Below are 12,377 nucleotides of genomic sequence, written 5' to 3'. Positions count from 1 at the left end.
GCCGACTTTTTCCTTCGGTGCGAAGTTTTTGCCCTTGGGTGAAATTATTAAAAATGTGAGGTAACACGAGGCGAGAATCTAGCCGTCTTAGTTGCTACATAATGGCACTTGTCTCATTAACCTATATTTATACGAATGAATATGTTGTTAGGTCTGATGGGAAGCATTGTGAATCTTCATTGGAGATGGATAGTTCTGTTTTTCGTAGTCTCTCAAGCACAAGCTGAGGGATACTCTTTTATCGAAAAGTTTTTAGAAGCTAATTTCGCTTCCGCAATCGTGCTGAGTGACAGCGATTTTATTACATTAGGCATGGTGGATTTTGATCCGAATGGGTTACTGCATACTGACAACCCTGAGTTAGGAACCACAGATTCGCTTAAGAATCGCCAAGCTTATAGTGTTTTTGCTTTTCCCTACTCATGGGATTTGGAGCATCAGCAGAATGCCAGTGCCTTTTTCCGTTTATCCTTTACACAGACAAAAGAAGATATTCAGTGGAATGAAGGTAGCGGTAGTGATGACTTTTCACAACTCATGATCGATGTGTCTGGTGGATACCAATATCACTATGCATTGAGCCGTTCATGGTCACTCGAACCCAGCTTAAGAGCACACCTGATGCATTATCAAAACGATGTGAGTTATAGGAGTACATTCGGACAAAGTGTCGCGCCATTCTTAAATGGATTAATTTTCAACACATCCGCTTGGGCAATTGTGTATGAGCCTCAACTCAAGGTTCAATATCAACATGATACAGGATGGGGGAGTTGGAACTTCTTTTCCAGTGCCCACTATTTTTATGGGTATGGTTGGGGGGAAGCGAACAATGGTGATGTGGGAAATCCGGAAGGCTGGTATGTCGTCAATGGTGTGAACCTTTTTTACGATATGACAGAGATAATGTCGTCCAAAATCTCGATGTATAGTTCGGTTAAGAGAGTGGATTTAGGAAGCGATGTGGTTAAATCGCTCGATGCTCCGCACTACTATCAAATCACATTGGGAGGATTAGTTGCTCCTAGCGTTGATGTTCCTTTTGTCGATAATATCGGTCTTGGATTGAGTATGAACTACGGTGGTGCTTTTAAAGGAGGAGGCATCGTTTTATTTTTGAACCAACGTTAAATATCCAACATATTTTCAATACGCTGTACTTAGGCGTTTATTTTTTGCGTCGCATGGTTTTTCTGTGCCACAGGTTTGATAGTGAGCAAGAGGTAGACAGAATCAGGCCTGTGTTTTTGATTGTCTAGTCTATGCTCATAAAAGGACGAATTTTCTCATACCAAAGAGTGGGTGTATGCGCTGGATAACGGATATTTCAATTAGAAAAAAACTACTGGCTTTGGTGCTGATACTTCTGGGTTTTACCATTATCGTCTCTTCCTATGCGGTCATGAAAATGGCCCGAGTCGCAGAAGAAATCGATATCATTGCAGATGAAAATATTCCATTGGTGAAGATCGCCAATGAGGTGTCTATTCAACAGCTACAAACCGCGATTGAGGTCGAAAAATTATTTCGTGCCGCTAGTGTACCTCATGATTTCAGCCTCCAAGACCAGCAAGCATTTATTGATCAAATAAAAACAGCGACGCAGCGTTTTGAGAACAAAATGTCGCAAGCCAATGCCCTTCTCACTACCGCCAAACAGCATGCGTTTGATTCGGAAGTTATCGGTAAACTTAGTAACTTAGAGAAATTTGTCGCCAGTATTCAAGCGCATTATCATCAGTACGATGCGCTATTACAGGATGTGCTAACCAAGATTGAATCAAAGCAAGTTGAGTCTGCCAAGCTGCATGCGATTGAACTTGAACATTTGCAAAACCAACTAGATAAAGAGTTGATTGTGTTTATGCAGCAAATCGAGGCGATTACGCAAACTGCCGTCGATGTGACGAAAAAAGAGGAACATCAAGCTCTTACAGGAATGAGTATTCTCGCCGCGTGTTCGATTATTTTAGGTTTACTGATAGGGGTCATATTCAGTGGCCGCATTATCGCGACTATTCACAAAGCTCATGTGATGGCTCAGGAGATGGCGCGAGGCAACTTTACTCATCAATTAAAATCCAAAAGTCGTGACGAGCTTGGTCAGCTGTTAGATTACCTTGATCAGATGGCTGTTTCGCTGAGTCAGCTAGTGGGCGAAGTTAATCAGCGTTCCGACTCTATCGCGAGCACGGTGACTGAGCTTGCACATGTGTCACAAAGTAATAGGCAAAGTGTCGAAGAGCAGCAAGAAAATACTTCAATGGTTGCGACGGCGATGATTGAAATGTCGGCAACCATTACTCAAGTCGCAAGTAATGCCGAATCCGCTGCTGAATCCACCCGCCGAGCGGATCAAAATGTAACCCTCGGTTGTGAAGAGATTTTAAGCACCCAAAAAATTGCGAAAGAGCTCCTTGAGCAAGGAAGAATTTCTCGAGAGCGAGTGTTGGAGTTACAGCAAAGTACTGAGCAAATTGAACGCTTTATTGCTGAAGTGGCGGGAATTGCTGAACAAACCAATTTACTGGCTTTAAATGCTGCCATTGAAGCGGCTCGAGCGGGTGAACAAGGGCGAGGGTTTGCTGTTGTTGCTGATGAGGTTCGTACCTTAGCTGGGCGTTCTCATAAAGCGACAAACGAAATCAGTGAGTTAATTAAACACCTGACAGATAACGTTAATGTCGCCGCTGATTCGTTGTCGGAAAGTGAAGAAAAAATTCATAAAACTTGCCAGCATATTGATGCTACGGAGCAGCAATTCCAAATTATTGCTGTTGCCTTGAATGAGCTGACAGAAGCGAATACTCAAGTCGCGACGGCCAGCGAACAGCAAGCGGTGACGTCTGAAGAGGTGACACAAAACCTAGTTGGGATTCGTGATGCAGGAGAGAAAGTCCTAAGCAGTGCCGAGGAGACAGCGCAATCAAGTGAAGATTTATCTCAGCAGGCGAATGGGCTGAAAACACTGATGGCGCAATTTAAAATACGCGCCGTTTGATGCGGTAAGCTCTGTGGCTTAGGGTGTGGAAATCAAGAGTAAGTATCAACATTGAAAATCGCCGATCGGCATCGACGACACTCATGATTAGAAAGGGCTTTCTCGGTCGAGATGATTGCAGATCTCAACGATTGCTAGGGAAAGCCCAGATTTGATCACCTGTTGTTGGCGCTGAAGTTGAAGCTGGTAGAAGCTAAGATCAATATCGTCATCAAGCTCGAGAGGCTCTAACTGCATCATACCCATTTGTTGGACGAGGCTGAGGCTTTGGATCGATGACAAGATCAGTGGATCACTGAATTGATAGTCTTGAGCTTCACTATTGAGCTTGTTTTTCAGTTTAACAATCGACTCAATATCGTGGTAAATCGCGTCGGGAACGACCCCAAGTCCAAACAGCAGTTTGAGACGTACCGAGAGATTTCCCAGTGGCCCGGTATCGTGCAGCAAAGGCCCGACAACAGACTGCACCGCGAAATTATCTTTACGAAAAATTCTTTGCATTAACGTATCGATGGAGTCATTTAACACTTCAACCGCAGCGATAAAGAAACCTCTTACCGAGGGCGCACTATTGAGTTTTTCGATGATGTCGGTTTCGTTAAATTGGTCTGCCATACATAAATTATTGGTTATACAGAGGGAGCGAGGCTCCCTCTGACAGCTTTATAACTGATTGAACAAGGTTTCAATATGCTGCGCTTGTGGACCGTTTTCATCTAATCCAGTGTAGTGCGCGAGTGTTTTTCTGAGCCCTTGCTGTTGCAGCGCGTTTTGGAGTTCCACGGCTTGTGGATCATCATCATTTTGATATTTAAACGCGGCGGCGATGCCTTTAAGTAAAGCTTGATTGTCGGTATTGTATTCCATTGTACCGAGTAATGGCTTCACTAATCTATCGTTTGCACCTAATTTTCTGATTGGTTGACGACCAACACGGTCTACTTCATCCACCAAGTAAGGGTTGGCAAAGCGACCTAGAATTTTCTCTATGTAAGCGGCATGCGCATCACGATCAAAGCCATAACGGCGAATGAGGACTTCACCGCTTTCTCGCATCGCTTGTTTTACTTGCGCTTTAATGTCAGGGTTTTCAATCGCTTCACGTATTGTTGCGTGGTTATTTAAGCAACCTAAATAGGCCGTAATACAGTGGCCAGTATTTAATGTGAAAAGCTTACGTTCAACAAACGCCATGAGGTTGTCGGTTTTTTCCATTCCTGGAATAGCTGGAATATCGCCTTTAAATTGAGTCTCATCAACAATCCACTCGCTAAAGCTTTCTACGGTCACTTCCAAAGGATCGCGACTGTCTGCATCGGCTGGTGGTACAATACGGTCAACAGCCGAATCAACGAACCCGATTTGGCTTTCTGCTTGGGCATGCCATTTCGTATCTAAGTGTTTCAGTACTTCTTCCTTCAGGTGCGTCGTACCGCGAACCATATTCTCACAAGCGATGATATTTAGCGGTTGCTTATTACCGGACTCAAAGCGTGTAGCAATACCATCTGCGATGGTTTTAGCAATGATATCAAGAACGTTAGGCCCGACAGCGGTGGTGACCAGATCGGTTTCTGCGATGCATTTAACCACTTCTGGTTGCGTTGAATTGACGGCGCTGACGCCGGTCACAGTATCGACTTGGCATTCTGTTCCAACCACTTTAACCTGATATTGCTGTTTTTCAGCCAATAGGTTGACCACGGTTTCATTGACATCTGCAAAAATAACCTTGATTCCCGCGTCCGCTAAGAGTTTACCGATGAAACCACGACCGATATTACCCGCACCAAAATGAACTGCGTTTTTCATGTTATACCTACCAAAAAATAACTAACGAATTGAAAGGAGAGGCAAGCCATAGGGGGTATGGCTTGACCTCAGATTGCTCAGGAGCATTGAAACGAGCAATGTTCTGAAAGTGGTGACGTTACGTCAGCCACTTATGCGGCTTGATGGCCAGCTAGGATGTTCAAAATATCCTGGACGTCTGTCGTGCTGGTCAGCTTTTCGATGGCCTCTGGGTCATCGAGAGCATTAGTAATGGTTGTAATGACTTGAATATGCTCGTCATTTTGAGCAGCAATACCAATAACTAGTTTCGCAACGTCATCATCATCTTCACCAAACTGCACACCTTGTGGGTATTGGCAGATCACAATACCAGTCTTGATGACGCGATCTTTGGCATCCACGGTACCATGAGGAACAGCGATCGATTCTCCCAAGTAGGTTGAGACCATTTTTTCACGCTCAAACATAGCATCGACGTATTCTGGTTCCACGTAACCCAGTTCAACTAACTGGTTCCCAGCAAAGCGAATTGCTTCTTCTTTGCTATTCGCGGTTAAGCCGACATGAATGTTGCTTGGTGAGATTTGAAACACGGAAGGCTGTTGCTCTGGTGTTTCTGCGGTTGTCGCTTCGACTGGAGCACTGCCACTTTGCGCGGCTTGTAGTGTTTCAACTAATTGATTGTATGTATCACCATCAAGGAAATTGGTTAGAGAAATATGATGTGCATTTGGAACATGCTTACGAGCCCGGTCAGTTAAATCTTTATGAGTAATCACGATATCAACACCATCTTGTAAGCTATTGATCGCCAGATTGGTTACATCGATGTTCAAGCCTGCTTGTTGCACTTTCTTGCGTAGCATGCTCGCCCCCATTGCGCTCGAACCCATTCCGGCATCACAAGCGACGATAATGCTTTTAACGTTCGCCATATTGATGTTGCCTGAGGCCGCGGGTGCCGCACCTTTTGAAGTGGCCTTCATGTCTTTCATTTTAGACGTTGCACTTTCTAAAGCATCTTCGTCATCGCCAGTGCTACGCTGAGTTTTCATCAGCAGTGAGGCAACGGCAAACGAAACAATGGCTGCGGCTGCTATTGAGCACAAGACACCAGGGATCGAGCTTTTTGATGCCATCAGCAGTACGGCAAAAATCGAACCTGGAGAAGCAGGTGACACAATACCAGCGTTAAACAGAGTTAAAGTGAATACACCTGTCATACCACCTGCGATCGCTGCGAGAATCAAGCGTGGATTCATCAGGATGTATGGGAAGTAAATTTCGTGGATACCACCAAAGAAATGAATGATGGATGCACCGCCAGCCGTTTGTTTTGCTGTGCCTTTTCCAAACACCATGTAGGCCAATAAAATTCCAAGGCCTGGACCTGGGTTCGCTTCAATCAAGAAGAAGATCGATTGACCCGTTTCAGCTGATTGTTGAATCCCTAGTGGTGAGAAGATGCCGTGGTTAATTGCGTTATTCAGGAACAGAATTTTCGCTGGTTCAACAAAGATTGAGGTTAACGGAAGTAAGTTCGCTGACACCAAGAAGTTTACACCAGCCGCTAGCGCGCCAGATAAAATCTTAACGAAAGGCCCGATGAAGTAGAAAGCAAGAATGGCAAGGATCATCCCGATGATGCCTGCTGAGAAGTTGTTTACCAACATCTCAAAGCCGCTTTTGACTTTGCCATCGATTTTCTTGTCAAACGCTTTGATTGCCCAGCCGCCGAGTGGACCTGCCATCATTGCGCCCATAAACATTGGAATGTCGGCACCGACAATCACACCCATAGTGGTGATTGCGCCGACAACTGCCCCGCGTTCTCCTGCCACTAATTTACCGCCGGTATAACCGATCAGTAATGGAAGCAGGTAAGTGATCATAGGACCAACCATTGCGGCGAGTGATTCGTTTGGTACCCACCCGGTTGGAATAAAGAGAGCCGTAATAAAGCCCCAAGCGATGAATGCCCCAATATTAGGCATCACCATGTTAGACAAGAAGCGGCCAAAATTCTGTATCTTGACCTTTGCGTCTGGTGATATCATAACAGTTCCCCGTTCGATGTTCTGATAGATATAGATCTTGTTGTAGTGACGGTTCGCCAAAACCGTTTATTGTTTGTTTAGTTCCCAATCAATTTACCACACAATTACTATTTCGAGCTGAGGACGGGGTTTTCGTGATCCACTCCAAATAAAACCGAGTGACAAAGAATTTTTTATGTGATCACACTCAATTATTAACCATGAAAATAAATTACATTTAACTGAAACTAAATTTGTCAATATCTTTGGTGGTGATCTATATCTCTTTTATTATTATTGTTAATAAAAAAATAGTGTGATCAGGATCGTTATTTTATATTTAAATTTAAAGATTTACTGGTTAATAGTGATTTGTGTCACTTTTTAAGGCGCTTTTACTCGGTGTTCTCTCGCTATCAAAGCGCCAAAGCTTCAATCGTGAAATTTTTTAACAAGTTTTTTCGTTATTCTTACATCTTGTTTGACGTCACTAGCCTTTGTTAAAGAATTTGAGGTATCGGAGAAGCCAAATTTCCGCACCAAAGATCACCATTAAAGCGGCGCAAAACCACCAAAACGCATTGCCATCTTCCATGCCGGGCATACCACCGATGTTGATTCCCAATAAGCCAGTCAAAAAACTGGTTGGAAGAAAAATGGCAGCGACGACCGTAAATAAGTAGCTATTTTGGTTTACCTGCTCATCACGAAGGTGGCGTATTTCATCTCGAATTAAGTCTAGTTCACCCAAATAAAAATCGATAGTTTCGTTAATGCGGGTAATGTTGTTGAGGGCGTAATGAGCATGGTGCTCGTGCTGTATCAGCGGTGAAATCTCGGATTCAGAAAAATCACGAATGGCATACAGTTGAGGGCGAATAAAGCGTTTGATTCTTAGAAGGGCTTTTTGAGTGTCGATGGCTTTGTAGGTTTCACTGTCATTAATATCAAACGCGTTGATCGCATTATCAATCCCCTCTAAATAAAGATCGATTTTACTGCTGAGGCCATCAATGATTTGCAGCAGCAATTCGGCGAGATCGCCAGGTCCGGATTTTTTTTCAAGAGCTTGGCGAATTTCCAAAATTGAGCGGGAAGGAATTTTACGCGTCGAGATTAAGATACCTTGATAATACAGAATTCGAACGCTGAGCATATTGTCTGGCGTATCGTTACTGTTCATATTGATGCCACGGAGAATCAGCATGAAATTATCCGCATCGTATTGATGAAAGGATGGGCGCGTCTCATCTGCCAGCAGTTGGTCGACAGTACTTTCCGGAATGCCATTATCGAGCAACCAAGTGCGAAGTTCAGGGCTCATCCTTTCACAGTGATACCAGTGATTCGTTTGTAAAGGCTCACTTTCAAGAGGTTGTTGCTGCGCTGGGAATACAGAAAAATCCCAGTGGTCTATCATAAAGCCCATATCACATCCTATTATTAGTGCTAACTAAATGATTATGTGGGCACAAATTCTATTTTGTCCAGCGAAGAGTGGCGACTTCTAGGGCTTAGATACCTGAGGTTAAACTTGGTTGTGAATCGTCAAATAACGGCATGCTGCTTCCTCTCCCATGTAGCGTTGTAAGGTTTTCTCGGGCACTTGGGTTAAGTCCACCATAATAAGTCCATCAAGCGCGTGGTTAAATTGTGCATCAAGGTTAAAACTGACGATTTTTCCATTGAGCCCGAGGTAGTGTCTTAGGAGAACCGGAACGGTTCTGCCTTCATCGATGCGGCTCAGTACTTTTGATAATCGTTGAACGTCGTTTAAAGCGGCTAACATGTCTGGACACCATGTTTGTCGCTCACTAAACGGTGTGCGAGCGGTCACCGCATCTTGAAATTCAGAATGAGAGTAGTGCTGGGTTAATGTTTGAACCAATAACTGCCGCGCTTGATCGCTGTAATCATTGCTGATGCTCACTGGGCCAAACAGGTGCGTATAATGCGGGTTTTGATAGATAAAATGGGCAATGCCTTTCCAAAGCAGCAATAGGGCGGTCGTCGATTTTTGGTACGGTTTGGCAATAACAGAGCGCCCAAGCTCTATCGCGTTGCCCATTTTGTTTAAAAATGAGTAATTGTAGTCGAATAAGGTGTGTGAATAGAGACCATTAATGTCTTGATGCGTCAGTATTTTATCAACCAGTCCTAGGCGATATGCGCCAACTAATTGCTGCTCCTTTCGATCCCAAATAAAGAGGTGATGATAGTGCTGATCAAAGACGTCGAGATCGAGCCCATGGCCTGTTCCTTCGCCCGCATCGCGAAAGTTGGTTTCTCTTACTCGACCGATTTCATGCAACATAGCGGGAATCATTGATGCTTTCGTGCAATAAACCTCAAAATCTTGATGAGTGAATAACTTATGATGAAATGGCAGATTGGCTAAATCCTCAAGCAAAGTATCGAGTGGCAACCGCTTGGCTATCGGGCTTTCTGGCTGCGTGCTGCGGATGGCTGTTTTGGTCGTGTTGTCCTGATGGAGCAGATACGTATTAAGCCTGAGATAGCCGACTAAAGCGTGCTCAGAAAGTTGGTTAAGTTCTCTGGGTTTTATCTCGCTGCCAATCGAAATATCAATACATTGGTTGTGTTTGTTGAGCAACTCTCTTCCGAGCATTAAGGTTCGTAACAAGGGATGTACCTTCCCAGCAAGATAGAAGCGCTTTGAATTGTGGCCATCAATAAATACAGGGACGGTTGTCGCATGGTTGGATTGGATTAAACTGGCGACAGAGCGGCTCCACTGCTTATCTTCTAATCGCCCTTGTTTGCTATCGACCATCGTTGAGACTTCGCCAGCAGGAAATAACAAAAGCAGGCCTTGTTGTTGTAGATGTCGATGGGCTTCTCGCAGAGCAAGGTGATTGGCTTTATGAGCTTGTTTTCCCTCAAACACATCGACACCAATAAACAGTTGGTCTAACTCAGGTACGGTTTTTAAATAGTGATTGGCTAGGATTTTTACGTCACTACGGAGCATAAGCAGCAGTTCCGCTAAGATGATTCCCTCGACGCACCCAAGTGGATGATTGGCGACAATAATCGTCGCGCCTGTTTCTGGCACATTATTGAGTGATCCTCGCGCAATTCGATAGTCAATACCTAATACTTCTAACGTAAAACGTAAGAAACCTTGAGTATCGATACCGACGGGGCGTTTGGCATAAAACTTATCAAGTTTACTTAGTCCGGTTGCCCATTCGGCAACATTTTCACCAAGAGCAAATGGTGTTTTACGAGGAAGTCGAAAAGGGCTAACTAGTGACATAAGGGATTCATCTCGCTGATTCATTTCGTCGAGAGTAAAAAATGCATGTGTCACTTACGCGGCATTTCAATGAGTGTTTAGTGATCTTGATATGACACTTATATGAAGCTGTGGCGTTTTTCGAGTCTATTTGAAAGGAAAGTTTGTATGTGCTGTGATGAGCCACTTGAAAGCATAATTGCCTCACAAACTGGCGACTTTTATCGACATCATCGAAAAATTATTGCTACTGTTTTGGGGCAATATAAATAATCATAGAAACTGAGTTTACCTTTGTTGATGCTGCTCTGGATAACGGGAACCTTTTTGGTTCCCGTTTTTTATGGTGATAACTTCTATACACAAAGTTTTGTTTTAATTTACTTTTATAGTTAGTGAGTCTTTTGGTCACCCATGATCTAAAAGCTTTTAGATCATGGGTGACCAAAAGCAAAAAAATCTTCTATCGCTGATTCTTGAGATAAAAAAATGGGAGCCTTATTGGCTCCCATGACGATAGATTTGTAGCGGTGTTATTTTTCGAATTGCTCTTTGACTAGACGATCAAGAAGACGTACACCGTAGCCTGTAGCGCCTTTCGGCTTATTCGGAAGACCTTCACTGGTCCAGGCAGTGCCTGCGATATCAATGTGAACCCAAGGTGTATCATTTTCAACAAAGCGTGCTAAGAATTGGGCGGCGACACTGGCTCCACCAATACGTAGCTTGTTGCCGTTATTGCGCATGTCGGCAATATCGCTATTGAGTAAGCGGTCAAATTGCCCACCCATTGGCAGTCGCCAAACTAGCTCTTGCTCGACTTCGCCTGCTGTAGTGAGTTGTTCAACCAGGGCATCATTGTTTGAAAATACACCGGCGATCTCTTCACCCAATGCAATCAGTACCGCTCCCGTCAGTGTGGCTAAATCAAACATCGCTTGAGGTTTAAAGTTACGCTGTGTGTAAGTCATTAGATCACACAGAACTAGGCGACCTTCAGCATCGGTGTTCATGACCTCGATAGTCTGTCCTGACATACTGGTTACCACATCGCTAGGGCGCTGGGCCTTATCACTGGGCATGTTTTCAACCAGACCAAGTACACCAATGGCATTCACTTTTGCTTGACGTTTAGCTAGGGTGACCATTAAGCCAGTAACTGTTGCGGCACCACCCATATCTTCTTTCATGGTATTCATGCTGGCATTGGGTTTTAGAGAAAGGCCGCCGCTGTCAAAAGTAACGCCTTTCCCTAGAAAGGCCACTGGCGCTTGAGAAGCGTCACTGCCAGAGTACTTTAAGATAACCATTAGGCTTTCACGAGCCGAACCTTGACCGACACCAAGGAGAGCACCCATTCCCAGTTCAGCCATCGTTTGGCTGTTGACGACTTCAACTTCTAATCCGTGTTCTGTGAGGCATTCGCAGAACTGCGCATAGGACTCAGGGTAAACCACATTGGCGGGCTCCCAAATGAGATCTCGAGTGACTTTCACACCTTCGACAATCGCATCAAGTGGCTGGTACATGTCTTGGGCGACTTGAGGGCTAGCAGAGGAAAACGTGACACTTTCTAATTGATACTTGGCTTGCCGTTGTGGTTGAGTGCGGTACTTGTCAAAACGATAGTGGCTCAATTGCAAGCCATAGGCAAAATGAGCGGCTTGTGCAGGCTCTTCGGTAATCACGTTAAGCTCGGTTAAACGTAGCGCTTCAATGTGTTTTACGAGAGTATCTGCTGCTTGCTGAACATCAAGATCTGACCCACTTTCTACTCCAAGGATAAGTACTCGTTTCAACTCGCTACCGGAAGGGGCAACGATATGAATCAAGGCGTCTTTGCTCGCGGAAAACTCTTCTACCTCAAGCGCCCGAGTGAGCGCGCCTTGGGTCTGGGCATCCAATTGCTGTGCAAGCTTAGAAAGCGGAGCGCCTTTAGCCATCAAAAATAGAGCGTTACCATCAGTGGGTAGTGTGAGCGGAGAAAACTGTATCTTCATCTGTGAGGTGTCCTTACTAATTTATTGTATCGGCGTTGAATAATGAGGGGTCACGGAATGACAAAGAAAACACGACGTGAAGCCATATAAAGTTTGAGCAGAGAGCGATAAGCGCAGAGCCAAGCGATAGGAATTAAGTGGGTTTTCTTTATAAAACAACGCCTGTCAGTAGGGTACGGGATGGCTATTCAATTCGCAACTAAGCTCGGTCGATCAATATGCATTGTTATAATATGAAACGCGCATTGCGGGTTGGGTCATATAACTGAGCCCCTGAGGTGTTT

General features: G+C 44.4%; 8 protein-coding genes. 2 read left to right on the top strand and 6 right to left on the bottom strand.

The features are described from left to right. Window positions 1–141: 141 nt before the first annotated feature. Together M1D72_RS19540 and M1D72_RS19535 are read left to right on the top strand one after the other, a co-directional pair. A complete protein-coding gene (locus tag M1D72_RS19540; protein WP_456296254.1) occupies window positions 142–1,131 on the top strand; it encodes a Solitary outer membrane autotransporter beta-barrel domain in 990 nt (329 codons plus the stop codon). Between the two features lie 175 nt (window positions 1,132–1,306). Continuing rightward, the gene (locus M1D72_RS19535; protein ID WP_456296253.1) at window positions 1,307–3,001 is read left to right on the top strand and encodes a methyl-accepting chemotaxis protein; all 1,695 of its coding nucleotides are present in this window, start codon (window positions 1,307–1,309) and stop codon (window positions 2,999–3,001) included. 87 nt (window positions 3,002–3,088) lie between these two features. Here the strand turns inward: M1D72_RS19535 and M1D72_RS19530 are convergent, their stop codons facing one another. The 6 genes from M1D72_RS19530 to M1D72_RS19505 form a co-directional block, all read right to left on the bottom strand. Beyond that, window positions 3,089–3,619 (bottom strand): MltR family transcriptional regulator, encoded by a 531-nt coding sequence (locus M1D72_RS19530; protein ID WP_390193817.1) that lies wholly within the window; start codon window positions 3,617–3,619, stop codon window positions 3,089–3,091. A 48-nt stretch (window positions 3,620–3,667) separates the two neighbouring features. After that, window positions 3,668–4,816, bottom strand: coding sequence for a mannitol-1-phosphate 5-dehydrogenase (locus tag M1D72_RS19525; RefSeq protein ID WP_456296252.1), 1,149 nt, complete (start codon window positions 4,814–4,816; stop codon window positions 3,668–3,670). A gap of 131 nt (window positions 4,817–4,947) precedes the next feature. After that, window positions 4,948–6,855 carry a PTS mannitol transporter subunit IICBA gene (locus M1D72_RS19520; RefSeq protein WP_456296251.1) on the bottom strand — a complete coding sequence of 636 codons (1,908 nt, stop codon included), beginning with the start codon at window positions 6,853–6,855 and terminating at the stop codon, window positions 4,948–4,950. A gap of 469 nt (window positions 6,856–7,324) precedes the next feature. Continuing rightward, window positions 7,325–8,263 carry a CorA family divalent cation transporter gene (locus tag M1D72_RS19515; protein WP_456296250.1) on the bottom strand — a complete coding sequence of 313 codons (939 nt, stop codon included), beginning with the start codon at window positions 8,261–8,263 and terminating at the stop codon, window positions 7,325–7,327. 99 nt (window positions 8,264–8,362) lie between these two features. Continuing rightward, window positions 8,363–10,114 (bottom strand): lysophospholipid acyltransferase family protein, encoded by a 1,752-nt coding sequence (locus tag M1D72_RS19510; RefSeq protein WP_456296249.1) that lies wholly within the window; start codon window positions 10,112–10,114, stop codon window positions 8,363–8,365. 512 nt (window positions 10,115–10,626) lie between these two features. After that, the gene (locus tag M1D72_RS19505) at window positions 10,627–12,093 is read right to left on the bottom strand and encodes a leucyl aminopeptidase (protein WP_456296248.1); all 1,467 of its coding nucleotides are present in this window, start codon (window positions 12,091–12,093) and stop codon (window positions 10,627–10,629) included. Window positions 12,094–12,377 lie beyond the last annotated feature (284 nt).

This window comes from Vibrio sp. AK197 (genome assembly GCF_053903115.1).
Note: the sequence above shows the minus strand (reverse complement) of the source record. Positions and strands in the feature narration are given on the sequence as shown.

Bases quoted from the DNA above. Each gene is read 5' to 3' on its own strand.
- M1D72_RS19505 (WP_456296248.1), bottom strand. From the start codon at position 12,093: ATGAAGATACAGTTTTCTCCGCTCACACTACCCACTGATGGTAACGCT.
- M1D72_RS19530 (WP_390193817.1), bottom strand. From the start codon at position 3,619: ATGGCAGACCAATTTAACGAAACCGACATCATCGAAAAACTCAATAGT.
- M1D72_RS19535 (WP_456296253.1), top strand. From the start codon at position 1,307: ATGCGCTGGATAACGGATATTTCAATTAGAAAAAAACTACTGGCTTTG.
- M1D72_RS19540 (WP_456296254.1), top strand. From the start codon at position 142: ATGTTGTTAGGTCTGATGGGAAGCATTGTGAATCTTCATTGGAGATGG.
- M1D72_RS19515 (WP_456296250.1), bottom strand. From the start codon at position 8,263: ATGGGCTTTATGATAGACCACTGGGATTTTTCTGTATTCCCAGCGCAG.
- M1D72_RS19510 (WP_456296249.1), bottom strand. From the start codon at position 10,114: ATGTCACTAGTTAGCCCTTTTCGACTTCCTCGTAAAACACCATTTGCT.
- M1D72_RS19525 (WP_456296252.1), bottom strand. From the start codon at position 4,816: ATGAAAAACGCAGTTCATTTTGGTGCGGGTAATATCGGTCGTGGTTTC.
- M1D72_RS19520 (WP_456296251.1), bottom strand. From the start codon at position 6,855: ATGATATCACCAGACGCAAAGGTCAAGATACAGAATTTTGGCCGCTTC.